28 protein-coding genes and 1 riboswitch are annotated in these 24064 nt (G+C 45.2%); all 28 genes read left to right on the top strand.

What is annotated here, in order from left to right; translation table 11 throughout:
* Positions 1 to 49: 49 nt before the first annotated feature.
* Positions 50 to 136, top strand: a riboswitch (cyclic di-GMP riboswitch).
* A gap of 75 nt (positions 137 to 211) precedes the next feature.
* Entirely contained in the window at positions 212 to 628 is a 417-nt protein-coding gene (gene flgB / locus Tfer_RS02770) for a flagellar basal body rod protein FlgB (protein WP_013120413.1), read from the top strand.
* 7 nt (positions 629 to 635) lie between these two features.
* Positions 636 to 1073, top strand: coding sequence for a flagellar basal body rod protein FlgC (gene flgC / locus Tfer_RS02765; RefSeq protein ID WP_013120412.1), 438 nt, complete (start codon positions 636 to 638; stop codon positions 1071 to 1073).
* A gap of 11 nt (positions 1074 to 1084) precedes the next feature.
* Positions 1085 to 1384 carry a flagellar hook-basal body complex protein FliE gene (gene fliE, locus Tfer_RS02760; protein ID WP_013120411.1) on the top strand — a complete coding sequence of 100 codons (300 nt, stop codon included), beginning with the start codon at positions 1085 to 1087 and terminating at the stop codon, positions 1382 to 1384.
* 52 nt (positions 1385 to 1436) lie between these two features.
* Positions 1437 to 2990 carry a flagellar basal-body MS-ring/collar protein FliF gene (gene fliF / locus Tfer_RS02755; protein ID WP_052216781.1) on the top strand — a complete coding sequence of 518 codons (1554 nt, stop codon included), beginning with the start codon at positions 1437 to 1439 and terminating at the stop codon, positions 2988 to 2990.
* A gap of 11 nt (positions 2991 to 3001) precedes the next feature.
* Positions 3002 to 4006, top strand: coding sequence for a flagellar motor switch protein FliG (gene fliG, locus Tfer_RS02750; protein ID WP_052216780.1), 1005 nt, complete (start codon positions 3002 to 3004; stop codon positions 4004 to 4006).
* Positions 3999 to 4844, top strand: coding sequence for a FliH/SctL family protein (locus tag Tfer_RS02745; protein WP_052216779.1), 846 nt, complete (start codon positions 3999 to 4001; stop codon positions 4842 to 4844). The genes fliG and Tfer_RS02745 overlap by 8 nt, the downstream gene beginning before the upstream one ends.
* A complete protein-coding gene (gene fliI, locus Tfer_RS02740; protein WP_052216778.1) occupies positions 4837 to 6159 on the top strand; it encodes a flagellar protein export ATPase FliI in 1323 nt (440 codons plus the stop codon). The genes Tfer_RS02745 and fliI overlap by 8 nt, the downstream gene beginning before the upstream one ends.
* A gap of 16 nt (positions 6160 to 6175) precedes the next feature.
* Positions 6176 to 6628: a flagellar export protein FliJ gene (fliJ, locus tag Tfer_RS02735; protein ID WP_052216777.1), complete on the top strand. Its 453-nt coding sequence runs from the start codon at positions 6176 to 6178 to the stop codon at positions 6626 to 6628.
* A gap of 15 nt (positions 6629 to 6643) precedes the next feature.
* Complete coding sequence (locus Tfer_RS02730) at positions 6644 to 7264, top strand: MotE family protein (RefSeq protein WP_052216776.1); 621 nt, start codon at positions 6644 to 6646, stop codon at positions 7262 to 7264.
* A gap of 45 nt (positions 7265 to 7309) precedes the next feature.
* Positions 7310 to 8803 (top strand): flagellar hook-length control protein FliK, encoded by a 1494-nt coding sequence (locus Tfer_RS02725; RefSeq protein WP_052216775.1) that lies wholly within the window; start codon positions 7310 to 7312, stop codon positions 8801 to 8803.
* A gap of 16 nt (positions 8804 to 8819) precedes the next feature.
* The gene (locus Tfer_RS02720) at positions 8820 to 9260 is read left to right on the top strand and encodes a flagellar hook capping FlgD N-terminal domain-containing protein (protein WP_052216774.1); all 441 of its coding nucleotides are present in this window, start codon (positions 8820 to 8822) and stop codon (positions 9258 to 9260) included.
* Positions 9261 to 9288: 28 nt separating this feature from the next.
* Entirely contained in the window at positions 9289 to 9678 is a 390-nt protein-coding gene (locus Tfer_RS02715) for a TIGR02530 family flagellar biosynthesis protein (protein WP_052216773.1), read from the top strand.
* Positions 9679 to 9785: 107 nt separating this feature from the next.
* The gene (locus Tfer_RS02710; protein WP_052216772.1) at positions 9786 to 11027 is read left to right on the top strand and encodes a flagellar hook protein FlgE; all 1242 of its coding nucleotides are present in this window, start codon (positions 9786 to 9788) and stop codon (positions 11025 to 11027) included.
* Positions 11028 to 11092: 65 nt separating this feature from the next.
* On the top strand, positions 11093 to 11362 hold the full coding sequence (locus Tfer_RS02705; RefSeq protein WP_242843540.1) for a flagellar FlbD family protein: 270 nt from the start codon (positions 11093 to 11095) through the stop codon (positions 11360 to 11362).
* A gap of 33 nt (positions 11363 to 11395) precedes the next feature.
* Positions 11396 to 11893 carry a flagellar basal body-associated FliL family protein gene (locus Tfer_RS02700; protein WP_052216771.1) on the top strand — a complete coding sequence of 166 codons (498 nt, stop codon included), beginning with the start codon at positions 11396 to 11398 and terminating at the stop codon, positions 11891 to 11893.
* A gap of 25 nt (positions 11894 to 11918) precedes the next feature.
* Positions 11919 to 12920 carry a flagellar motor switch protein FliM gene (fliM, locus tag Tfer_RS02695; protein WP_052216770.1) on the top strand — a complete coding sequence of 334 codons (1002 nt, stop codon included), beginning with the start codon at positions 11919 to 11921 and terminating at the stop codon, positions 12918 to 12920.
* Complete coding sequence (gene fliY / locus Tfer_RS02690) at positions 12913 to 14133, top strand: flagellar motor switch phosphatase FliY (protein WP_052216768.1); 1221 nt, start codon at positions 12913 to 12915, stop codon at positions 14131 to 14133. Before fliM ends, fliY begins: the two co-directional genes overlap by 8 nt.
* Positions 14134 to 14151: 18 nt before the next feature.
* Positions 14152 to 14514, top strand: coding sequence for a response regulator (locus tag Tfer_RS02685; protein ID WP_013120396.1), 363 nt, complete (start codon positions 14152 to 14154; stop codon positions 14512 to 14514).
* 24 nt (positions 14515 to 14538) lie between these two features.
* Positions 14539 to 15144: a flagellar biosynthetic protein FliO gene (fliO, locus tag Tfer_RS02680; RefSeq protein WP_052216767.1), complete on the top strand. Its 606-nt coding sequence runs from the start codon at positions 14539 to 14541 to the stop codon at positions 15142 to 15144.
* Entirely contained in the window at positions 15137 to 15925 is a 789-nt protein-coding gene (fliP, locus tag Tfer_RS02675; protein ID WP_052216766.1) for a flagellar type III secretion system pore protein FliP, read from the top strand. Before fliO ends, fliP begins: the two co-directional genes overlap by 8 nt.
* A gap of 13 nt (positions 15926 to 15938) precedes the next feature.
* Entirely contained in the window at positions 15939 to 16208 is a 270-nt protein-coding gene (gene fliQ / locus Tfer_RS02670) for a flagellar biosynthesis protein FliQ (RefSeq protein WP_052216765.1), read from the top strand.
* A gap of 17 nt (positions 16209 to 16225) precedes the next feature.
* Complete coding sequence (gene fliR, locus Tfer_RS02665; RefSeq protein ID WP_052216764.1) at positions 16226 to 17005, top strand: flagellar biosynthetic protein FliR; 780 nt, start codon at positions 16226 to 16228, stop codon at positions 17003 to 17005.
* Positions 17006 to 17017: 12 nt separating this feature from the next.
* On the top strand, positions 17018 to 18124 hold the full coding sequence (gene flhB, locus Tfer_RS02660; protein WP_052216763.1) for a flagellar biosynthesis protein FlhB: 1107 nt from the start codon (positions 17018 to 17020) through the stop codon (positions 18122 to 18124).
* A gap of 11 nt (positions 18125 to 18135) precedes the next feature.
* Positions 18136 to 20202: a flagellar biosynthesis protein FlhA gene (gene flhA, locus Tfer_RS02655; protein WP_052216762.1), complete on the top strand. Its 2067-nt coding sequence runs from the start codon at positions 18136 to 18138 to the stop codon at positions 20200 to 20202.
* Complete coding sequence (flhF, locus tag Tfer_RS02650; RefSeq protein ID WP_052216761.1) at positions 20202 to 21371, top strand: flagellar biosynthesis GTPase FlhF; 1170 nt, start codon at positions 20202 to 20204, stop codon at positions 21369 to 21371. The genes flhA and flhF overlap by 1 nt, the downstream gene beginning before the upstream one ends.
* A gap of 2 nt (positions 21372 to 21373) precedes the next feature.
* A complete protein-coding gene (locus tag Tfer_RS02645; protein ID WP_013120388.1) occupies positions 21374 to 22255 on the top strand; it encodes a MinD/ParA family protein in 882 nt (293 codons plus the stop codon).
* A gap of 43 nt (positions 22256 to 22298) precedes the next feature.
* The gene (locus Tfer_RS02640) at positions 22299 to 22958 is read left to right on the top strand and encodes a flagellar brake protein (protein WP_052216760.1); all 660 of its coding nucleotides are present in this window, start codon (positions 22299 to 22301) and stop codon (positions 22956 to 22958) included.
* Positions 22959 to 22966: 8 nt separating this feature from the next.
* Positions 22967 to 24061 carry a protein-glutamate methylesterase/protein-glutamine glutaminase gene (locus Tfer_RS02635; protein WP_052216759.1) on the top strand — a complete coding sequence of 365 codons (1095 nt, stop codon included), beginning with the start codon at positions 22967 to 22969 and terminating at the stop codon, positions 24059 to 24061.
* Positions 24062 to 24064 lie beyond the last annotated feature (3 nt).

The raw sequence follows: 24064 nt of genomic DNA, 5'->3' as shown, positions 1-24064 counted from the left end.
AGTTTTCCTCACATAGTGTATCATTACCATGAACAAAAGCAGTACCTAACTTTGATAAGGGCAACTTTATCGAAAGATAAAGGCGCAAAACTACGGGCCTAAAGCGACATAACGCAATGGTTGCCGGGTTGCCGAAGGAGGGTTTGCGTTTAGTAGAACCAAACTGCGGTTTCCCTCAGTTTGGATTTTATTTTATAGGAGGCGTTTAAAGGTGATAGAGAAACTTATCACATCCGATACTATGGGTCTGCTGCAGCGGGCTCTAGATGCCGCCAGTATGAGAAATGAAGCTATTGCTAATAACATGGCCAATGTCGATACTCCCGGCTATAAACGCGTGGACGTGGCTTTTGAAGAAGAGTTGAAGAAAGCTATGGCTGCAAATGGCAGGTTACAAGGATTGACCTCAGACCCCAGGCATATACCCATCGGCGGTAAAAAACCAATAGAAATTAATCCCCGATTTGTTCGGGACACCGATACAACCATGAGAAACGATGATAACAACGTAGATATAGATAAAGAAACTGCTGCTTTGGCCAAAAATCAGATCATGTATGAGTTCCTGATTAACGGTATTAATGGAGATTTCAAAAAACTTAGGATGGCCATCAACGGAAGGGGGTAAATAAAATATGGGTATGTTTGATTCCTTTGATATCAGCGCTTCCGGTTTAACAGCACAAAGGTTGAGAATGGACCTGATTTCTGAAAATATTGCCAATGTTAATACTACCCGGACGGCTTCCGGGGGGCCATACAGGAGAAAGTTAGCTGTTTTTGAGGCAAAAAACGGTGATTTTGATAAGGTATTTCAGGAGCGGTTAGACAGTGTATCGCCCGGTAAGGGAGTCAGGGTGACGAAAATTATTGAAGACCAGTCACCTTTAAAACTTGTCTATAATCCGAACCATCCTGATGCCAACGCACAGGGATATGTGGAAATGCCCAATGTGAACATAGTTACGGAGATGGTGGATATGATTTCCGCTACCCGTGCCTATGAAGCAAATGTAGCATCCATTAGAGCTACAAAGGAAATGTTTGCGAAAGCTATGGAAATCGGACGTTAGGAGGTTTTTCAATGAAAATAGATCAGCTTCTTACCGCGCAGCCGGTTGTATTGACTGATTCCCGGCCGACTAATGAGGATAATTCAGAAACGGTATCTTTTGGTGAGTTTTTGAAAAAAGCTCTCAACGAAGTTAACAACCTGCAGGTTCAATCAGAGGAAATGAAGCAGAAGCTGGTTACAGGGCAAATCGAAAATGTTCATGATGTTATGATAGCGGCTGAAAAAGCAAATTTGGCATTCGAGCTTACTTTACAGGTAAGGAATAAAATAGTGGAAGCATATCAGGAAATTATGCGCATGCAAGTATAATCTTAGTTAGAACAACATTCCTTATCGAGTGAGACGAGGTGGACCAGCTGTAATGGGAGAGTATTTGCTGCAACTCAAAACGAAAATAGTAGGGCTGTGGAACAATATGACCAGGAACCAAAAGATTGTCATTATCGTCTCAGCCCTCTTTCTGGTCGGAACCCTGGCTGTGTTAGTGAGGGGCGCTACCCGACCCGATTATGCGCCTTTATTCACTCAACTGGACCCGCAAGATGCTGGAAAAACCGTGGAATGGTTGAAAGAAAATAAAATACCCTACCAGTTAGCCGATGGCGGAACTACTATCCTGGTCCCAAGTAAGGATGTGGACCAAACGCGGATCTCCCTCTCCAGTGAGGGGTATCCGACAGGGGGGGTTGTCGGCTTTGAGGCTTTTGACCAAACCAAGTTCGGGGAGACAGATACTGATCGCCGGGCCAGATTCATACGCGCTTTACAGGGGGAATTGACCCGTACCATTGAGCGCTTTTCCGAAGTGGATAAGGCTCGCGTCCACATAGTCCTACCCGAACCTTCTCTTTTTTTGGAAGAACAGAAAAATGCCACAGCTGCAGTATGGTTGCAGTTAAAACCTACCAAAACTTTAGATGAAAACCAGGTCAAAGGATTAGTAAAGCTAGTGGCTAACAGTGTTGAGGGCCTTTCTCCCGAAAATGTCACAGTAGTGGATATGAACGGCAATATTCTCAGTGAATCGCTGGATTTTAGCAAAGAGGCCCAACAGCAAAAACTTTCCATGACCCAACTGGAAATACAGAAAACCTTCCAGGCAGATTTACAGCGTTCCTTGCAGTCGATGCTGGAGAAAGTGGTCGGTATTGGCAAGGTTGTTTGCCGCGTCAGGGCAGAGCTTGACTTTGACCAGATACAAAAGAAAACGGAAAACTATGGAGACAAGCATGTTTTAAGCGAACAAAAAACTGAACAGAGTTCCAGCAGCTCAAACACTGCCACCCCGCAAAATACGCCGGGAACAGCCGGTAACATTCCCGGATATGTGGCAACGGGAGGAAACAGCAACAGCCAAAGTTCCAGCAGCGATGTGATCAGAAACTATGTCCATGATAAGGAAGAAACGGTTCAAACGGTTGCACCGGGCAGTGTAAAGAGACTCTCGGTTTCCGTAATGATAGATAAGGCCATAAACCAGCAGCAGCAGAAAGCCATTGAAGAGGCTGTTGTGAACGCAGCAGGAATCAACAAAGCCAGGGGAGATCAGGTTTCGGTCATCGGTATGCCCTTTAATACCGAATATCAGCAGGAAATGGCCAGAGAGATGGCTCAGGCAGACCGGAAACAGACCATTATCCTGTTCGGGTCGTTGGGCGCTGTACTGTTGTTGATTATAGTTGCTGTAATTTTAAGAGTGAGAATGTTGAAAAAAGAACAACTGGAAGAACTGGGAGAAATAGCTACTACGCCATTGCCGCTGAAGGCGATGGAAGAGATAATTGAAATCGAAGAAAAAGAACTTACACCGGAAGAGAAAGAGAAGATCAGGATTAAGGAGCAGGTAGAGAAAGTTGCCGGGGAGAATCCGGCAGATGTGGCGCAACTCTTAAAAACCTGGTTGGCTGAAGAATAGAGGTGGAATAAATGGCGAAAGGCTTAACGGGAAAGCAAAAAGCTGCAATTTTACTCATTTCCCTAGGCCCTGAAATATCAGCGCAAATATTTAAGCATTTAAGGGACGAGGATATAGAGCAGTTAACCTTGGAAATAGCCAACATACGTAAGGTACCTACAGAAGTGAAAGAGGAAATTATTAACGAGTTTCACGAGCTGTTGGTAGCAAAGGAGTATATTGCCTCCGGGGGCATAGATTATGCCAAAGAAGTCTTGGAAAAGGCCCTGGGCAACCAGAAAGCCCTGGAGATAATTAACCGGTTAACGGCCACCCTACAAGTAAAACCCTTTGATTTTGTGAGAAAAACCGATCCTTCCCAGTTATTAAACTTCATCCAGTCGGAAAACCCGCAGACCATTGCATTGATTATTGCTTATTTAGAGCCTGAACAGGCGGCGGCTATTTTGGGAGCACTACCGGCAGAAAGACAGGCTGATGTGGCCCGTCGGGTCGCTATTATGGACCGTACTTCGCCGGAAATAATCAGGGAAATAGAACGCGTGCTGGAACGCAAGCTTTCTTCCGTTGTATCCGAGGACTTTACCAGCGCCGGAGGCGTGCAGAATGTGGTAGACATTCTGAACAGGGTGGACCGAACTACGGAAAAAACCATTATGGAATCCCTGGAGATACAGGATCCGGAACTGGCGGAAGAAATCAAGAAAAGGATGTTTGTCTTTGAGGACATTGTGCAGCTTGATGACAGGGCTATTCAACAAGTTCTCCGCGAGGTCGACAGCAAAGACTTGGCGCTGGCTCTCAAAGGTTCCAGTGAAGAAGTGGCCGCCAAGGTCAGCCGGAATATGTCCAAGCGAGCTGCCGACATGCTCAGGGAAGATATGGAGTATATGGGTCCGGTGCGTTTAAGAGATGTGGAAGAAGCCCAGCAGCGTATTGTTAATGTAATCAGGAAACTTGAAGAAGCCGGTGAAATAGTTATTGCCAGAGGCGGGGGAGATGAGATAATTGTCTAAGGTAATCAAGTCCGGACATTTGAAACTTGAGAGTCCGCGGCTGATTAGCCATACCTATTCTCATCCCGAGGAAACTGCAGCCATAAATGGGAAAGCTGCTTTGGAATTGGCGGCTTCCCGAGCGGATGAAACAAATGCAGCGGCTGGGGGAGAAACCTCCGGAGCTATAGACCTCCAGGAAGTTACCAGACAGGCAGAAGAAATTATCAGGGAAACGGAGGAAATGGTTAAAGAACTACTCGAGACAGCACGGCAGGAGGCTGAAAAAATAGTAAAAAAAGCGAAAGAAGAAGCGGAAAACCTCGTTAAGGAGGGGCAGGAAAAGTTTAAGGAGATCAGGGAACAGGGCTATAACGATGGTTGGCAGGTTGGCCATGCAGAAGGGACCAAAAAAGCAGAAGAAGAAATGAAAGGGACCTTATTGGCAGCTCAAAAGACCCTGGAGGATGCCATTGAAGAAAGAAAAAAAATTATTCTTGGGGCTGAAGATGAGATTATACAATTGGCTGTCGCTATAGCCAAAAAGATCATTGGTCACGAGATAAGTACGAATCAGGACCTTATTGTCGGGATGGTGCAAAAAGCCCTGGAGAAAGTGCGGGACAGAGAGGAAATATCCCTGCGTGTCAATCCGCAAAATCTGGAGCAAGTTCTAAACGACCAGGAACAGATTATGTCCTCTGCTAAAGGAATAAAAAAAATGAAAGTTCTCGCGGACCCCGATATTCTTCCGGGCGGCTGCGTTATAGAGACGTCCAACGGAACCGTTGATGCGCGAATGGAACGCCAGCTTCGGGAAATAGAACAGTCTTTACTGGAAGTGAATTCCAATGGTTGATTTAAATAAATATATTTCCGCTCTTGCTAATCTGGACCCCATTAAAATTAATGGGCAGGTTACGCGGATAATAGGTTTGGTAGTGGAATCACAGGGTCCGTCAGCTAATCTGGGAGAACTTTGCTACATATACCCCAATGTGGGTGATTGCAAGTTAAAGGCAGAAGTCGTTGGTTTTAAAGAAAACAGGATACTGCTCATGCCTTTGGGCGACCTTACCGGTATCGGACCGGGTTGCGAAGTTGTAGCCACCGGGCATTCATTTAAAATTGGCGTAAGCAATAAAATGCTCGGCCGGGTAATTGATGGATTGGGCAATCCTATTGACGGCCTGGGGCCAATAGAATGGGAGACAGAATACCCGGTAAGCGGACCGCCGCCAAATCCCCTGGAACGGAAGAGAATTACCGAACCATTATCAGTAGGAGTTAAAGCAGTTGATGGATTGCTGACCTGCGGAAAAGGCCAGCGGGTAGGCATTTTTTCAGGTAGTGGCGTTGGTAAGAGTACTTTATTGGGGATGATCGCCAGAAATACTGCCGCCGATATAAATGTGATTGCCCTCATTGGCGAACGAGGTCGTGAAGTCAGAGAATTTCTGGAAAAAGATTTGGGTGAAGAAGGATTGCGCCGGTCTGTTGTGGTTGTAGCTACTTCGGACCAACCTGCATTGGTCAGGTTAAAGGGCGCGCTGGTAGCCACCAGTATAGCCGAGTATTTCCGTGACCAGGGCAAGGATGTCATGCTGATGATGGATTCGGTCACTAGGTTTGCCATGGCGCAAAGGGAGGTCGGTCTGGCGGTGGGTGAACCACCTGCTACCAGGGGATATACTCCTTCAGTTTTTGCCATGTTGCCTAAACTGTTGGAAAGGTCAGGTACTTCCCGCCACGGGACAATTACCGGATTGTATACGGTCCTGGTTGACGGAGATGACCATAACGAACCAATTGCTGATGCAGTCCGGGGAATACTTGACGGGCACATAGTGTTATCCAGGGATTTGGCCATGCAAAACCAGTATCCTGCCATAGATATACTGGCCAGTGTAAGCCGGGTAATGCCGGACATAGTCAGCGAGGAACATAGGAAAGCGGCTCAGGAAATAAAAAGCATCCTGGCTACATACCGGGATGCTAAAGACCTAATTGATATAGGCGCCTATCACAAGGGAAGTAATCCCAAAATTGATTATGCATTATCAAAGCTGGATGATACCTTAAATTTTCTAAAGCAGGACGTAAAGGAACAATATAGTTTTAATGAAGCCTTGGAGTTGTTGCTGTCTATAACAGGCATGGCAAAAACAGCGTGAAAAGGGATGATATGGCATGAAACCTTTTAATTTCAGGCTGCAAACGGCTCTTGATATTAAGTTACGACAGGAAGAACTGGCCAGGGAAGCTTTGCAACGGGCTATAAGCAGTTACGAAAACAGTGTGGAAGTGCTAAACAGCTTTTATAAACAGATGGAATGGGTACAAGAACAGGTCAGGCGTAGCCAGAAAAAGACTGTGAACCTGGAAGACGTGAAAAGATGTCAAGATTTTATTCCGGTACTTATACAAAAAATTGAAATTCAGAAGGCTGAAGTAGAAGAAAGAAGATCTGAGGTGGATCGGGTCAGAACTCAATTAATCGCGGTGATGAGAGAACGTAAGGTAATGGAGAAAATAAAAGCCCGCTACTATCACCGGTACATAAGAGAAGTACTTCTGGAAGAACAGAAGCTGATTGACGAGATGGCCACGAACAGGTTCATACTTAAAGATAATCCCATTTAGGAGGCCTTTATATAGATGCCAAAGTTTCTGCACAGTAAGCCCTTTCGCATACTAAAAAAAATACTGTTGATTCTGTTCCTCCTTGCTCTGATTTTTGGATTTATTGCAGCAGTCTTGTGGGCTTTGGACTTTACCGGCGTGTTAAATGTTCAGAAAATGGGCCAAAAGATACCGGTAGTCGGAAAATACATTGCTGATGACAATAATAAGCAATCTGAAAAATCCCCGCTACAACTGGAAAATGAGCAGTTGCGCATGGAAAACAGGCAACTGAAAGAGCAACTCGACAGACAAAAAAGACAGTTATCAGGGGAAATAGAGGATATTAAACACAAACTTGCTGTTGCCGAGGAGAAAAATAAAAAACTGGCAAAAGATAAACAGTCTTTGCAGAATACGGTAGACTCCTTACAGGAATGGAAATCCCAGCAGGAAGGGCAGACCCTTAGTTACGAAAGCCTGGGCAGGTATTATGCAGAAATGAAACCGGACAAAGCGGCCCAAATCATGAACAACCTGCCTGATGATGTAACGATAGGGATCCTGCTAAATTTAGAGGACGAACAGGTTACAGCCATATTGAGCGCCATGGACCCCAAGAAGGCAGCAAGTATTGTGGATCAGATGCGCAAATAAAGGTTGTAAAACTGTTCGCTATCCCTCGTGAAAGGAGGTGAGAAAATGCAAGCAGTAGGAACTTTTATGATTAATCCCACCGATGGAGCCGGGTGTGGAATCGGCAGTCAACTGAATAAGGTACGGAGCAACAAAGGGCCTGGCGGATTTGGCATGCTGTTGCAAAACCTGTTGGGCCAGGTAGAGGCCGGAGATATTACTTCCGTTTCTGCTGATGTGCCGGTAAATCCTGAAACCAGAGAAATTATATTGACAAAAGACAAACTGACCGATGCGATAATGGAGCTGTTGAAAATGTTGGAATCTGCCGGCATTGCATGTGCAGTATCATTTGATAAGGTGCCCAATGCAGCCGAGTTTAAACAAACATTAAATGAACTAATGGATATTATCCGGGATATTGCAGAAACGCTGGTTTTCTTGTTCCCTTCGGCCAATCAATTAAATATTGCAGATCAGGCCATTGACGCATATTCCCGTGGCGCCGATACCGGTACCAATGTGGGCAGGTTGGTTGTCTACCTGGGGTGGGAAATAACCAATTTGTTGCGGCATATTAAAACACTGAATGGGGAACTGCAGGCCATCGTTAACAGGACTGGTAAAAATGCTGTTCATTCCGATGGTGGCATGGCCAATATCCTGCGGGAATTTGACGGTATGTTCAGGGAAAACACTGCAGCCATCGCCAAAGACCTAAAACAAATAGGCGCTTTATTGGCAGGGTTACACCTAAAACAGCAGGATCCAGTTGAAGGCATACCCGCGCAAAAAGTTAATGCCGAAGGTATGCCCCCGCAAGAAATCAATAAGACCGGAAACCTGCTGAGGGCAGAAATCAAAGGATTAATCGCCAATCCAGGGCAAGGGATTGCCGAAGATGCCGGAAAACCTGATAATTCGGTGCCCCAAAATCCGGAAATCGTTTTGGACAACCTGCGCCGTTCGGTAGGGAAGATTACCAATATTTTTGACAAACTTATCAAAAATATTGAAGCAAATTTAGCCGGTGGAATACAGGGTGAAACATGGGTTGTCCAGGCGGCAGGGAATAATTTTTCCATGTATGCTGCAAATCCGGTATTCTTTAACGGCCAACAGGATGCCGTACAGGTTTTCCATTCACTCATGAACATGATTGCCGAGAAGGCCAAGTTGGTTCAGATACCGGGACACTCAGAATTTACCATCCAACTTAAACCGGAAACCCTGGGGAAACTACAGATGAAGATTACAGTTGAGAACGGTCTGATCACGGCAAAATTCACCGCCGATACGCAACAGGTGAAAGAACTGCTGGAATCCAACCTGGCGAATTTACGGCAAAACCTGACCGACCAGGGGATTAAGGTAGACCAGCTTGAAGTTGCCCTGAATTCAGAAAGGGAATACAACTTGTTTGAAAGGGAATCCCAATGGAAACAAAAACAGGGGCACAGAAAATTCTATGTTGCTTCTGTAACCGACCGGCCGGCCGGCAGTATTCTGGATAACTCCTATTTAATGTATGATGACAACACCATTGACTATACCGTTTAAAGGAGGTGCGTAAAGAATGACCACAGTAAATAATGTATCTGATGCGGGTTCAACACTGAACCAGGAAGCGGTATCCAGGACGGTAAAAAATGTACTGGGGAAAGACGATTTTCTCAAACTGCTGTTGACCCAGTTAAAATACCAGGACCCATTGGAACCCACAGATAACAAGGACTTCATTGCCCAGATGGCCCAGTTCAGCGCCCTGGAACAGATGACCAATATGAGCGATGGTTTTGCCAAATTAGCGCAATTTCAGGAAACCCTTTTCAGGGAATCTACTATCAGCCAGGCTATCGGTCTAATAGGAAAACAGGTGGAGGCTACGCTGCCCGACCAGAATGAACCGCTGACCGGGTTTGTAACGGCAATGAAGATAGTTGATGGGGAACCAAAGGTAGTTGTAAACGGCAAGGAAATTGGCCTGGGATATATTTCTATGGTATTAGGCTCGTAATTACTTGCGCTGAAAAGGAGGGATTACAGTGGTAGACAAATTGTACTTCAATCAACCAATATTGCCTGTCAACCCTTCGCACAAAAAACAGCAGCCTGATCCGCGCGGCAGAGCTGAAGCGCCGCAGTCCTTCCAAAACATTCTGCTGCAGCAGATGGCCAAAGAGCCGGTGAAGTTTTCCCAGCATGCCCTGCAGCGGCTAAGCACCAGGAATATTCAACTAAGTCCGGCCGATATGCAAAAGCTTAATGATGCGGTTCAGCGGGCAGCTCAGAAGGGAGCAAGAGATTCGCTGGTTTTGATGAACAATATGGCTTTTATAGTCAGTGTGACGAACCGAACAGTCATTACGGCCGTGGATGACGCCAGCATGAAGGAAAATGTCTTTACGAATATAGACAGTGCAGTTATTGTTTAACGGGCCGGACCTCTATGAGGAAGCCCTGGGCCGCCGAACGACAGAGGCGGCCGGTGAAGTGCAGACTAATTAAGTAATGAATAGCTTATATGGAGGTCGATTGCATTATGATGCGTTCCATGTTTGCCGGAGTATCCGGATTGCGAAATCACCAGACCAGGATGGATGTTATTGGCAATAACATCGCCAATGTTAATACTATCGGCTATAAGAAATCCAGGGTTACTTTCCAGGATATGTTGAGCCAGAATATCCGCGGCGCCTCTTCCCCGACAACTACCAGGGGGGGTACCAACCCCATGCAGGTTGGTCTCGGTATGACCATCAATACCATAGATACTATTCATACCCAGGGCAGTTCGGAAACCACCGGCAAGGTTACTGATATGATGGTAGATGGAGACGGGTTCTTTATCGTAGGAGACGGCATGAACAGGTATTACACCAGGGCCGGCAATTTTGATTTTGATGCTCTGGGAAATTTAGTATACCCGAACGGTTTAAAAGTACAGGGGTGGCTGGCAGATAATACTGGCAAGATTGATACCTCGACAGCTATACAGGGAATTACCATTCCAAAAGGACAGTCTATCCAGCCTAAACAGACCGCCAACATTGATTTCATAAATAATCTTGATGCCGGTGCAGCAATAGGTACAGTACGGAATGTTTCTATTGAGGTTTACGATTCGCTGGGGAACTTATACACTATACCGGCAACTTTTACCAAAAGTAATACCAATGAATGGACCTTTGACTTGGGCACACTTCCATCGGGAATTACCAGTTTTACACTGACAAATAATGTTATTACGTTTAATCCTGATGGCACTTACAATAGCCCCGCTCCCGGCACATCCACACTTAACTTAAATTTAAACGGTTCTGTGGGCGCGAGTACGCCAATAACAGTTAAAATTGACTTTACAAAATTAACTCAGTTCAATGGTTCATCCAATGCTGACATGAATAGTCAAGACGGATATCCTTCAGGAGTTTTAAACGGATATGCCATCGATAAATCAGGTATAATTACCGGAAGATTTTCCAATGGTTTAACCAAACCTTTGGCTCAAGTAGCGCTGGCAAACTTTAATAACCCGGCAGGTCTGATGAAAGCTGGAGAAAACTTATACGTTCAGTCTAACAACTCCGGTAATGCACAAATTGGCGCTGCCGGCTCCGGCGGCCGGGGTAATATCTCGCCCGGCCAGTTGGAAATGTCCAATGTGGACCTGTCCCAGGAATTTACCGATATGATTATTACCCAGAGAGGTTTTCAGGCCAATTCCCGCATAATTACCGTGTCCGACGAAATGCTCCAGGAACTGGTTAACCTGAAGAGATAATTCATCTGGAGGGTTGGGGTAAGGGGTTACCCCTTACCCCAACCAATCTATATGGAAGCGAGGTTATGGAGATGGTTAAGGTAACCAGGATGAACGGCAGGGAAATTGTGGTAAACGCGGAACTTATTGAATTTGTGGAGGCCACTCCTGATACAGTGTTGACTCTTTCCACAGGCCGGAAACTGGTGCTGCAGGATACTGTCGATGAGGTTATAGAAAAAGTCCTCGAGTACCGGCGTTCCATTGGCACCAGGTTTATAGTTTGCGGCCCGGAACAAAAAAAAGAATGGCTGCCTGAAATTCTGAGCGAAGATGCTGATACAGCAAAAGAATAAGAAAGAAACCATAGTTAGATCGGGGGGACGAAAATGGCTGAAGAAGATTTAAAAGAGGAACAGGAACCGCAGGGCAAGAACTCGTCAGCCGGCACCATCAAGTTAATTATTGCCGGTATTGCCATTATCATTCTGGCGGCCGGGATATCCTTCGCGGTGGCGCGTTTTGCTGCCGTATCCGCGCCGCAGCATGGGTCTACTTATAACACCAATGCCAAGATAAAAACCGATAACATTGGCACCACCTTTGACGCCGGTGAATATTTGACTAATTTGGCCGGCGGGTCCAGGTATATTAAGGTGAAAATCGTTTTCTCCTTTGCCAACAAAGAACTGGAAACGGAAATCACCAACAAGTTACCTGCTATCCAGAATACCATCAACAAGGTGCTGCGGGAACAATCAGCCGATGCGTTAAATGAACCCAAGAGTATGGATAAGCTGGCTGACAGGTTGAAAAAAAATATCAACGAACTCCTGGTTACTGGAAATATCGATGAGATATACTTTACATACTTTGTTATTCAGTAGTCAGCGGCGACAGGAGGTGAACTGAGTGAGCGAGATTTTATCCCAGGAAGAAATTGATGCGCTGCTCGGCGCGCTGTCTGCGGGCGAAGTCGGCGGCTCTTCCGAAACACAGAGCAAAAAAGAAGACCACAAAAAAATCAGGGTATACGATTTTAAAAGGCCCAACAAATTTTCCAAAGAACAGATTCATACCCTGCAGGCTATTCACGAGAACTTTGCCCGTTTGCTGTCAACGTTCCTGTCCGCCCATTTAAGAACTGTTGTCACCATGAACGTTCATTCAGTTGAACAGATTACTTATGATGAATTCATTCGTTCACTGCCCAATCCGACGCTTTTAAACATTTTTATGATGGAACCCCTTGCGGGTAATGCTATTTTGGAGGTTAACCCCAATGTGACCTTCACCATTTTGGATCGCTTGTTTGGCGGTCCCGGTCAGGCGCCCGAAAAAATGCGCGGCCTTACCGACATTGAGCGGACCGTCATTGAGAAGGTCATTATCCGTTGTTTGCAGATATTAAAAGAGGCGTGGGAAAATATCATCGAATTTGACCCGAAACTGGAAGTCATAGAGACTAACCCATTGTTTACTCAGATAGTGTCGCCCACGGAAATGGTGGTCTTAATCTCCATCCATGCCACCATCGGGGAAACCGAAGGGATTATGAACCTTTGTATTCCGTTTATTGTGTTGGAACCAATAATCAGCAAATTGACTGCGCATTTTTGGTTTGCCGGTACAGCTAAAACAGTAACCGCAGAGCACATTCAAAGTACCCAGAGAAGGTTGGAGAAAGCGAAAATCACCCTATCCGCAGTTTTGGGTGAAACCACAATTAAGTTGGGTGAATTGCTCGAATTACAGCCCGGAGATGTAATCCAGCTTGATAACAGGGCTACTGACGAATTGAAAATAATGGTGGGCGAGCGTAAAAAGTTCTATGGACGCCCTGGAACGGTTGGCAGCAGGTTGGCTGTACAGATAACCAGGCTTGTAAAGGAAGGAGATGAAGATAATGAGTGACGGGGTACTCTCCCAAGAGGAAATAGATGCTTTGCTTAGGTCAGATGCTTTTCAGGAAGCGATCAATGCCAGCGAACCTGAAACACATCAAGCTGCCGCCGGACCTACCGGTGACGAACTGACCAATATGGAGAAAGACGCTGTGGGAGAAGTTGCCAATATGGTTATGGGTTCGGCAGCTACAGCGTTGTCAACACTACTCGGTAAGAAAGTAGAAATTACCACTCCGGTTGTGGAAATTACTACCCCGGCCAGGTTACGCCACGATTATCCTTTACCGTATTTGTTGGTGAATGTGGAATATGTGACCGGTATTAAGGGATCCAATGTTTTGATCATCAAAGACGGAGATGCCGGTGTAATCGTGGACTTAATGATGATGGGTGATGGGACTTCACCGCCCGCTCAATTGGAAGAAATGCATTTAAGCGCCATAGCGGAAGCCATGAACCAGATGATGGGTTCTGCTTCAACGGCTTTTTCCACTATTATCAAGGAAAGGGTGGAAATCTCGCCGCCTACCGTGGATTTGATCAATCTGGCCACCGATGAACTTAAGGGCCGTCTGGCCAATCCTGACGAACCCATAGTAAAGGTTTCCTTTAAAATGACCATTGAGGATCTGGTAAACAGTGAAATGATGCAGTTGATACCTCTGGATTTTGCCAGGGAACTGGTGGGCAGATTGATGGATGATATGAAGGCTCCCCATGCAAAAGCGGCGGCAACTGCTGCGGCCAAAACTCAGACCCCGACCAATGCGGGATATACGGAGCAGTTGGCTGCAGCTTCACAGCCAAACGCACCGCTTCAATCAATAGCACAGGATACCGGTAATGCCCAATACCAATTGGGAGGGTTTACCGGCGGGGGAAATGTTAAGCCTGCCAATTCAGTACCAGTGCAACCGGCCCAATTTGCTCCCTTAAATATGGGTTTTGAGCCAAAAACTCCGTCCACTATCGATTTAATCATGGACGTACCCCTGCAAATTACTGTAGAACTCGGTAAAGCCAAGAAAACTATAAGGGAAATCCTCAACCTGGCGCCAGGTTCTGTTGTCGAGCTGGACAAACTGGCCGGTGAACCTGTTGACCTGATGGTAAACGGCAAGCTTTTGGCTAAGGGAGAGGTCGTTGTTATAGATGAGAATTTTGGGATAAGAATTACCGATATCGTAAGTCCGATGGAAAGGGTAACCAATCTACAATAACAGTTAAGGAGGAAACCTATGGGAACGCGCATTCTCATTGTAGACGATGCAGCTTTTATGCGCATGATGATTAGAGATATTCTGAGCAAGAACGGGTACGAAATCGTGGGTGAAGCAGAAAACGGACAGGTAGCAGTGGAAAAGTATCAAGAACTGAAGCCGGATTTGGTTACTATGGACATCACTATGCCGGAAATGGATGGCATTACGGCAGTAAAGGAGATAAAAAAAATCGATCCCAATGCAAATATAATTATGTGCAGCGCCATGGGGCAACAGCCAATGGTCATTGACGCCATCCAGGCCGGAGCCAGGGACTTTATTGTGAAGCCCTTTCAACCTGACAGAGTATTGGAAGCTGTCCGAAAGGCCCTTAGCTAAATTGAATCCGGAAGGGTGTGGGCCATGTTCTTGTCCAAAGTATTGAATGCGGCTAAGACTTTGTTTTTCGGTATCCTGTTTTGTTTGCTGAACGGCAATATAGTTTGGGCTGCATCGGAGAAGCTTAATTTAGACACCGAAATTGACCCCGTTCCTACTCCCATGCCCAGCATGTTTTCACTGCTGGTAAAACTGATGCTTAGCCTGATTATAGTTGGTGGATTAGCTTACTTGACTATTCGTTTTCTGAAGAAAAATGCCCAAATAACGGGCAGCAGTGAAAATATTTCCGTACTTGACCAGTTTGCTTTGGGCATGAACAAGGGGTTGTTTATCGTTGACGTGGCCGATAAGGTCTTGGTCCTGGGAGTAACCGATCACAACATTAATTTTTTATATGAAATTAAGGACAGCAAAATAATCGAGGAACTCAGGACCAGGGCAGCGGAACGTGAAAGCCAACCTATTATACCACCCAGGTTTTGGGAAGTTATATTATCTAAAACCGGGGTCGGTAATTTACCTGCGGCGAATTTCAGCAGTCACATCCAGGAACAGATTAAGAAACTACAAAACCTGGCAGACAGTACAAAAAACAAACCTACCGGAAAGGATGACCAGAATGGATAGTGTGGGCGCTAGAAAAATATTAATCTTTTCAGCGCTGACAATAGCAGTTTTGGGGTTATCGTTTTTTAGCGCTCCGGTTGTAAAAGTATTTGCTGCTCCGGCGGTGCCGGTGCCCAATGTGGACATAAATATAAATTCTTCTTCCAACCCGCAGGAAGTAAGTAAGAGCTTGCAGATACTTTTTCTTATCACAATCCTTTCTTTGGCTCCGGCTATATTAATCATGACTACAGCTTTTACAAGGGTCGTAGTGGTACTGTCTTTTGTCCGCAGCGCATTGTCTACTCATACTACGCCACCAAATCAGGTTATTATCGGGTTGGCCTTGTTTTTAACTTTTTTTATTATGGCGCCTACCTGGAGCCAGGTTAATAAGGAGGCGCTGCAGCCTTACCTGTCAGGAAAGCTCTCGCAGGAACAGGCTTTAAAGAAGGCTGTTACACCGGTCCGGGACTTTATGTTCAAACAGACCCGGGAAAAGGATTTGGCCCTGTTTGTGAAAATGGCCAATATTAAACGGCCTAGGACACACGATGATGTTCCGACTTATGTTTTAATTCCTGCCTTTACAATAAGCGAATTAAAAACGGCTTTTCAGATAGGTTTTATGATTTACATTCCTTTTATCGTCATAGATATGGTGATAGCCAGTTCTTTAATGTCCATGGGTATGATCATGCTGCCGCCCATGATGATTTCTTTGCCCTTCAAGTTACTGCTCTTTGTTTTGGTCGACGGATGGAACCTCATAGTAAGGTCTCTGATTATGAGTTTTCAATAGGAGGCGTAAAATTTTGACACCGGAAACTATAATTGGCATAGGAAGGGATGCCCTTATAACGCTTCTCTTAATTTCCACACCTATTTTGGCTACCAGTTTACTGATAGGTGTAATAATCAGCGTTTTTCAGGCGGCCACCCACATTCAGGAGCAAACCCTTACATTCGTACCCAAAATCCTTGGGATATTGGGAGCCATTGTACTTTTTGGGTCGTGGATGTTAGACGTACTTTTATCATACACTTCCAATATATTCATAAATTTACCATCATATATCAAGTAATTGAAAGAAGGGCTGCCATGGACAGTTTAACCAGTTTGCTGAACAGGGTTGACATATTTCTGGTGGTTATGGCCAGAGTAAGCGGTGTTTTGCTGGTAGCCCCCGTTTTTAGCTCCCGGAACCTGCCCACGCAGGTAAAAGCAGGCCTGATCGTACTTATAAGTATAATTGTATTTATGGCCAAACATCCCCAAATGGCAACGGTGACAACATCGATTATTCCTTTTGTCTTGCTGTTGATAAGTGAATTAGTAATTGGCTTAATTATTGGTTTCGCCAGTTATCTTATATTCAGTGTGATTTATATAGCTGGTCAGGAGATAGATATGCACATAGGTTTTGCCATGGTAAACGTGGTTGATCCGTTAAGTGGAATATCGGTTCCTCTTGTCGGAACTTTTAAATATATGATTGCTATTTTAGTTTATCTTACTACCAATAGTTATAATTATTTATTTGCTGCTTTATTTCATAGCTACGATGTAATACCTTTGCTGGGTTTTCAGCCCAACAAGGCCATTTCCACATACTTAATCGGCATGTTTGGTAATGTTCTGGCATTATCCGTTAAACTGGCCGTCCCAATAGTCGGCGCACTGCTGGTGGCTGAAGTTGCCCTTGGCATAATTGCCCGGACGGTACCTCAGATGAACGTGTTTCTGGTAGGGATTCCGGCCAAGATAGTCATCGGAATCATTCTCCTGGTATTGATTTTGCCGTTTTATATGTTCTTCCTGGATATGCTTTTTGAAACCAACTACAGTGACTTGCTGAAACTGATAAAACTTATGCATTAGGGGAAGGTTTATATGATCCACAAACGCCAACCCAGGCATCTTTCGCTTAACCTGCAGTTGTTTGCCCAGGAAAAGACTGAAAAGGCGACAGCGAAGAAAAGACAAAAGGCCAGGCAGGAAGGCCAGGTTTTAAAAAGTATGGAATTCAACTCTGCTGTTGTCTTGTTGGCGACTTTTATTTCAATAAAACTGTTTTTCCCTTATATGCTTGAACAGCTATCCGGATTTTTCAGGGAAATATACAGGATGTGGGGCAGCCAGGACTTTGTATTAAACGTCAGGACCTCTCATCAATTATACTTTTCTACGATAAAGGTAAGCTTCATGACTGTTCTGCCAATAGCAGGCATCGCAATGGTTTCGGGTGTAGCCGCAAACTTGTTGCAATCAGGCTTTATATTTACAACCAAGCCGCTGAAGCCAAATATTAGTGCTTTAAACCCTATTAACGGAATTAAGCGCATGTTTGGCGCCAGGTCGCTGGTGGAACTTGTGAAATCCCTGGTAAAAGTGGCCATAGTAGGATACATTGCTTATGCCGGTTACAAATCTGAGTTTAACAAATTCCCCCAGCTTTTGGACATGAATATTCGGGCTTCCAGTTTGTTTATAGGCCGGTTGATTCTTAATATGGCATTTAAGATCGCTGTTTGTTTACTGATATTCTCCGCGTTTGACTACTGGTATCAATGGTGGGAATATGAGCGCAGCCTGAAAATGACCAAACAGGAAGTCAAGGAGGAATTGAAACAGACGGAAGGGGACCCGAAGGTTAAAGCTGCTATCAGGCGAAAACAACAGCAGATGTCTCTTGCCAGAATGATGCAGGCAGTTCCCAAGGCCGATGTGGTAATTACCAACCCAACTCATTACGCTGTGGCATTGAAATATGATGCCGATACCATGTCTGCTCCGGAGGTTGTGGCCAAGGGCCAAGATTACCTGGCCCAAAGGATAAAACAGGTAGCTAAAGAACACGGTGTTATTTTGGTTGAAAATAAACCACTGGCTCAGGCTTTATATAACGCCGTTGAAATAGGCGAATCCATTCCGGCGGAACTCTATCAGGCCGTAGCCGAAGTGTTGGCCTTTGTATATAAGCTTAAAGGCAGGATTTAGGAGGAACGCATATGTCCAGCTCTTCCAATACTATCAATATTAGAGGCTTGAAACACCTGGATATTGTTTTTGCTGTAGCGGTTCTGGCAATGGTTATCATGATGATTGTTCCCATACCTACCCAGTTGCTGGATATTCTCTTGACGGTTAATATTTCCGTCGCCGTGGTTATTTTGTTGGTGGCGTTATATAACAAAGAGGCCCTTGAATTTTCGTCTTTTCCATCCCTTTTATTAATTACCACCTTATTCAGATTATCTCTTAATGTTTCTTCCACCCGGTTGATTTTGCTGCAAGGCTTTGCCGGTGAGATTATTCAGACTTTTGGCCAATTTGTCCTGGGTGGCAGTGCTGTTGTAGGTTTTGTCATCTTCATTATCCTGATAATTATTCAATTTATTGTCATTACCCGGGGAGCGGAGAGGGTGTCGGAAGTTGCTGCCCGTTTTACCCTGGATGCTATGCCGGGCAAGCAGATGGCTATAGATGCCGACCTAAACACGGGACTCATTTCTGAGGAAGAGGCCAAGGAACGCCGCAAAAAAATTCAGCGGGAAGCCGACTTTTATGGCGCCATGGACGGTGCTTCCAAATTTGTCAAAGGTGATGCCATTGCCGGTATAATTATCGTAGTCATAAACATAGTTGGTGGTTTTATCATCGGGGTTCTGCAAAAAGGTATGTCGGTAACCCAGGCTTTAAATACATATACCATTTTGACTGTAGGTGATGGCCTGGTAAGCCAGATCCCGGCCCTGCTCATATCTACAGCCACAGGTATTATTGTAACGCGGGCCGCTTCCGATACTGATCTGGGACACGAAGTGGGCTGGCAGGTTTTCCGGCAACCGAAAGTACTGGCAATTGCTACTGGCGCTTTGGTTCTACTAGCTTTTCTGGGAATGCCGGCTATTCCATTTATTGCCCTGGCCGCTGTCATGGGCGTCATTTCTTACAGTATACATAGGACTCAGCAGCAGACGGCGCAACTGCAATCAGAAAAACAACAGGAAGAAGAAATTGAAAACATTAAGAAACCGGAAAATGTCCTGGGCTTGCTGCACGTAGATACCCTGGAACTGGAACTGGGTTATTCTCTTATTCCTTTGGTAGATGCCCAGCAGGGCGGTGACCTGCTGGACAGGGTCGTTATGATCCGCCGCCAGTGTGCGCTGGAACTGGGCATTGTTTTACCACCCATTCGTATGCGGGACAATATGCAGTTAAAACCCAACTGTTATTCGATAAAAATTAAAGGTGTTGAGGTGGCCGGCGGTGAATTAATAATGGATAGGTATTTGGCAATGAGTTCCGGTCTTACCGAAAACGGGATAACCGGTATAGATACCGTGGAACCGGCATTTGGTTTGCCGGCCAAGTGGATACCTGCCAACCTGCGGGAACAGGCAGAATTAGCCGGTTATACCGTTGTTGACCCGTCTTCGGTGGTAGCCACTCATCTAACTGAAGTTATTAAAAGTCACGCCCATGAAATCCTCAGCCGGCAAGATGTCCAAACACTTCTTGATAACATCAAGAGCAATTATCCGGCTGTTGTTGAAGAGCTGGTACCCCAGGTACTTTCCCTGGGAGAAGTCCAGAAAGTGTTGGCCAACCTGTTGCGGGAAAGGGTGGCTATCAGGGATTTGGTTACTATTTTGGAAACGCTGGCTGATTACGGGAAAGTAACAAAGGACCCGGAAATGCTTACGGAATACGTAAGGCAGGCGTTGTCACGCCAGATTATAAAACAGTACCTGGACGGCAATGAAAAATTACATGTCATTACTCTGGACCCGGCTGTGGAACAGTTAATTCGCGATTCTATCCAGCATACTGACCATGGGTCTTTTGTGGCGATAGACCCTGTCAAGGGACAGGCTTTGTTTGAAAAACTGTCGAATGTGATTACCCAGGTTACGGAAAAAGGATACATGCCCATTATTTTATGTGCACCGGTGGTCAGGATTTACTTTAAACGGCTCACGGAAAAACTTATGCCTAAACTGGTAGTACTGTCCTATAACGAACTTGATAACAGGATTAACGTAGAATCCGTTGGGGTGGTGAACATTTAGTGCGGGTTAAGAGATATGTTGCCGAAAATCTGCAGGATGCCATGCTGAAAGTGAAAATGGATATGGGAAAAGATGCTGTTATTTTACATACCCGGAAATTTAAAGAAGGCGGTTTTTTCGGCTTTTTTGGTAAAACCATGGTGGAAGTAACGGCCGCTGTGGAAGATAATCCAATTTCTCCGGTTTCGCAGCCCAAACCTACTGCGCAAAAGGTTGCTAACCAGGCTCAGGTTCATTCCTTTGCTACCTTTAAGGAAAAAGCCGGCGGTGTCGATGATGAACGGAACGCTGATTTGCAGGCGGAGCTACAGGAAATGAAAATGTTAATGTATGAAATGAAAAGCCAGATGGAAGCTAACTTGGATGCTAAAAGCCTGCCGGAGCCGCTGCAAAGGTTCCACCAGATACTGATAGATAATGAAGTGGAAGAGGCGCTGGCAGCGAAAATACTAAAAGGGCTTTTAAAAACTTATCCTGCCGAAGAACCGGTAGAAGGGCATAAACTTAAGAAATCTCTGGAACAGTCCATGTTAAAAATATTACGCCGCCCCAAGCCTATCACTTTTAAAAAGCAAGGATTGCATCAACAGGTTGTGGCTCTGATCGGACCCACGGGGGTAGGAAAAACTACAACTATTGCCAAGCTGGCAGCCACCTTTTCCATCGTCGATAAAAAGAAGGTTGCCCTGATAACTGCTGATACATACAGAGTTGCGGCTGTAGAGCAGTTAAAAACTTACGGAGAAATAATCGGTATTCCTGTTAACGTTGTTTATACACCCGAGGAGCTGCGGGATTCTATCGGCCAACATACGGACAAGGATTTAATTCTCATTGATACGGCCGGACGCAGTCATAAAAATGTTGCCCAAATGGCAGAACTGAAAGCATATCTGGATGCGGCTGATGCAACAGAAATTCTCCTGGTGCTGAGCGCTACAACGAAATACAAGGATATGCTGGAAATTATCAACAGCTATTCCGATATTCCACTTACTAAGCTGGTATTTACTAAGCTTGATGAAACTTCAACATACGGAGCTATTTTAAACATTATCAACAAAACCCAAAAGCATTTGTCTTATGTTACGGTAGGCCAGAACGTTCCCGATGACATTGAAATTGCAGACCCTGAAAAAATTGTAAAAATGATTGTGAAGGAGCGGTAGGTATGCGTGATCAGGCAGAAAAATTACGCATTCTTGCTCGAACCATTAAAAACCAAGTCGAGTCAGAAATCAAAGGGAACGGGAAAAAAACCAGGATTATTGCTGTTACCAGTGGGAAAGGCGGCGTTGGCAAGACTAACTTTACTATAAACTTTGCCCTGTCTCTGATGGCTTACGGTCAAAAAGTGATAGTTCTTGACGCCGATTTGGGTTTGGCCAACATAGACGTCATACTGGGTATAAGCCCCAAGTATAATCTGTACCATGTTTTAAAGGGAGAAAAAACAATCCAGGAAATTATCGTACCAGGACCGCAGGGACTCCAGATAATTGCCGGCGGTTCGGGTATCCAGGAACTGGCCAACCTGCGGCGCTGGCAGGTAGAACAGTTTATTGCCAAACTTGGTGAACTGGAGGGCTTGGCTGATATTCTGATTATAGATACGGCTGCAGGGTTATCGCGAAATGTAATGAGCTTCGTTTTGGCGGCCGATGAAGTGATTGTAATAACTACCCCTGAGCCAACTGCCATCACTGATGCCTATGGATTGGTTAAAGTGATGACCACCAAGAAAAAGAACGGCGTAATACATTTGGTGGTTAATAAAGTGGAAAATGCCAGAGAGGCCGATGTTACAGCAACTAAATTGTCAATTGTTGCTGAAAAATTCTTAAAGCTCAACATCGGGAGTCTTGGTTTTATACTGGACGACCCGTCTGTATCCAAGGCTGTCAAAAGCCAGGAGCCCTTCGTTTTAAAATATCCCAAGTCGCCGGCTACTGCCTGTGTTCAAAAACTGGCTGCGCAGTTGATGGAGCAGGAATATGCTGAGCCCAGTGGAATTAAGTCCTTTTTTAACCGACTTTCCAATTTTTTTGGTTAGTGTTGTCCTTTGGTTAGTGTTGTCCAAGGAAAGGAGCTTTGCGATGGGAACCTTTGGCCCGATTAGAATCAACCAACCCATTGAAATTGAAGTTAATTTTTCTTTGGGAATAAACAAATTTAAAAGCCGCGTGGAAGGTATCACGGAAAAAAACTTGATCGTGGCGGCGCCTATGGTTAACGGACAAATTGTACCCCTGAAGATAGGCACCCAGGTCACCGTGTCATACCTGGATAATGCGGCATTGTATACCTTTGATACTGTTGTTTTGGCTACCGACTTAAAACCTGTACCCACACTGACACTGGACAAACCCTATAACATAAAAAGGGTGCAAAGAAGAAATTTTGTCCGGATAGATGCTAAAATACCGATGACTTTTTGCCTCCTGAAAGAAAACCTGGAAAAGAATTCCGACTTTTACTATGCTACAACCATTGATATAAGCGGCGGGGGTATTATGTTCAGCACGGAAAATCCCCTGCATTTGGGAGACCTGCTGGAAATACATATGGCTTTTCCGGATGGGGTGAATGTTCTCGCTATCGGTAAAGTGGTCAGGGTGATTAAAAATGGTCAGGGTGATCAGCAGATGTATTCAGTAGGTATTGAATTCAACATTATCGAGGAGAGCGAAAGGGATAAAATAATACGTTATATATTTAACCAACAGCGTGAACTTCGCAGAAAAGGCCTTCTTTAGGAGTGGACATGGAAAACAGAAAGTATACAGTTTTAGTTGTGGATGATTCTTTTTTTATGACGCAATTCATTTCCGACCTACTGCATCAGGACCCTGATATTCAAGTTGTCGGTACAGCATTCAACGGTGCTGAGGCGTTGGAGAAAGCGGAAAAACTGGGCCCCGATGTTATAACTATGGATGTGGAAATGCCAGTGATGAACGGTTTGGAGGCCCTGCGGGAAATTATGCGAAAAACCCCCACACCGGTTATTATGCTCAGTAATTGTACGCAAATTGGTGCTGAATCTACTATTAAAGCGCTGGAATTGGGCGCCGTTGACTTTGTAACCAAACCTTCGGGGCAAATATCGCTGGACTTGGAAAAAGTTCAGGATGAACTGATAAAAAAAGTGAAAATAGCAGCAGATGCAAAGAAGATGCTTTATCCCGGGAACAGAGTGACTAATGAAGATCTCCGGGCCCAAAACAAAATAACTGAAAATGAAAAAACGGCTTGGGATGACGGTATTCTGTTTCAAGGATTTAACCCGGCAAGAATGAAGGTTGTGGCTATTGGCGCTTCCACCGGAGGCCCTAAGGCGTTGCAAACCATATTGCCGCAGTTGCCAGAGAACTTTCCGGCTGCAGTTATTGTGGCCCAGCACATGCCGTCTGGGTTCACCAGGTCGCTGGCCAGCAGGTTAAATGAAGTCTGTCCCCTGACTGTAAAGGAGGCAGAGGATGGTGAAAGGCTCCAGCCCGGAACAGTATATATCTCGCCCGGAGGTTGGCACACGGTAATTCAGGAAGATTCAGCAGGGTGCTTTGTTAGATTGCAGGAAAATAAGCCGCCAACGGGCAACTGCCCTTCTATTGATACCTTGATGGCCTCTTTGGCCAGATGCAAGGTAAGTAAAATTGGACTACTTCTCACGGGAATGGGTAAAGACGGTGTGGTCGGCTTGCAGCAGATCCAGGCAAATGGCGGGTTAACTATTGTTGAAGACAAGTCCACCTGTATAATTTTTGGAATGCCCAAGGCAGCTATTGAAAACGGGTGTGCCGATTATGTGGTTCCGGTTTCAGATGTTGCCAAATTGCTGCTTGAACTGCTAAATTAAAGC

Origin of the sequence: Thermincola ferriacetica, assembly GCF_001263415.1 — a bacterium.
Classification (GTDB): Bacteria; Bacillota; Thermincolia; order Thermincolales; family Thermincolaceae; genus Thermincola; species Thermincola ferriacetica.
Note: the sequence above shows the minus strand (reverse complement) of the source record. Positions and strands in the feature narration are given on the sequence as shown.

What these genes read in the sequence shown, in the direction of transcription:
- flgC (WP_013120412.1), top strand. Translation starts at nt 636, where the DNA reads ATGGGTATGTTTGATTCCTTTGATATCAGCGCTTCCGGTTTAACAGCA.
- fliE (WP_013120411.1), top strand. Translation starts at nt 1,085, where the DNA reads ATGAAAATAGATCAGCTTCTTACCGCGCAGCCGGTTGTATTGACTGAT.
- fliF (WP_052216781.1), top strand. Translation starts at nt 1,437, where the DNA reads ATGGGAGAGTATTTGCTGCAACTCAAAACGAAAATAGTAGGGCTGTGG.
- fliG (WP_052216780.1), top strand. Translation starts at nt 3,002, where the DNA reads ATGGCGAAAGGCTTAACGGGAAAGCAAAAAGCTGCAATTTTACTCATT.
- fliI (WP_052216778.1), top strand. Translation starts at nt 4,837, where the DNA reads ATGGTTGATTTAAATAAATATATTTCCGCTCTTGCTAATCTGGACCCC.
- fliJ (WP_052216777.1), top strand. Translation starts at nt 6,176, where the DNA reads ATGAAACCTTTTAATTTCAGGCTGCAAACGGCTCTTGATATTAAGTTA.
- Tfer_RS02730 (WP_052216776.1), top strand. Translation starts at nt 6,644, where the DNA reads ATGCCAAAGTTTCTGCACAGTAAGCCCTTTCGCATACTAAAAAAAATA.
- Tfer_RS02725 (WP_052216775.1), top strand. Translation starts at nt 7,310, where the DNA reads ATGCAAGCAGTAGGAACTTTTATGATTAATCCCACCGATGGAGCCGGG.
- Tfer_RS02720 (WP_052216774.1), top strand. Translation starts at nt 8,820, where the DNA reads ATGACCACAGTAAATAATGTATCTGATGCGGGTTCAACACTGAACCAG.
- Tfer_RS02710 (WP_052216772.1), top strand. Translation starts at nt 9,786, where the DNA reads ATGATGCGTTCCATGTTTGCCGGAGTATCCGGATTGCGAAATCACCAG.
- Tfer_RS02705 (WP_242843540.1), top strand. Translation starts at nt 11,093, where the DNA reads ATGGAGATGGTTAAGGTAACCAGGATGAACGGCAGGGAAATTGTGGTA.
- Tfer_RS02700 (WP_052216771.1), top strand. Translation starts at nt 11,396, where the DNA reads ATGGCTGAAGAAGATTTAAAAGAGGAACAGGAACCGCAGGGCAAGAAC.
- fliY (WP_052216768.1), top strand. Translation starts at nt 12,913, where the DNA reads ATGAGTGACGGGGTACTCTCCCAAGAGGAAATAGATGCTTTGCTTAGG.
- Tfer_RS02685 (WP_013120396.1), top strand. Translation starts at nt 14,152, where the DNA reads ATGGGAACGCGCATTCTCATTGTAGACGATGCAGCTTTTATGCGCATG.
- fliO (WP_052216767.1), top strand. Translation starts at nt 14,539, where the DNA reads ATGTTCTTGTCCAAAGTATTGAATGCGGCTAAGACTTTGTTTTTCGGT.
- fliP (WP_052216766.1), top strand. Translation starts at nt 15,137, where the DNA reads ATGGATAGTGTGGGCGCTAGAAAAATATTAATCTTTTCAGCGCTGACA.
- fliR (WP_052216764.1), top strand. Translation starts at nt 16,226, where the DNA reads ATGGACAGTTTAACCAGTTTGCTGAACAGGGTTGACATATTTCTGGTG.
- flhB (WP_052216763.1), top strand. Translation starts at nt 17,018, where the DNA reads ATGATCCACAAACGCCAACCCAGGCATCTTTCGCTTAACCTGCAGTTG.
- flhA (WP_052216762.1), top strand. Translation starts at nt 18,136, where the DNA reads ATGTCCAGCTCTTCCAATACTATCAATATTAGAGGCTTGAAACACCTG.
- Tfer_RS02645 (WP_013120388.1), top strand. Translation starts at nt 21,374, where the DNA reads ATGCGTGATCAGGCAGAAAAATTACGCATTCTTGCTCGAACCATTAAA.
- Tfer_RS02640 (WP_052216760.1), top strand. Translation starts at nt 22,299, where the DNA reads ATGGGAACCTTTGGCCCGATTAGAATCAACCAACCCATTGAAATTGAA.
- Tfer_RS02635 (WP_052216759.1), top strand. Translation starts at nt 22,967, where the DNA reads ATGGAAAACAGAAAGTATACAGTTTTAGTTGTGGATGATTCTTTTTTT.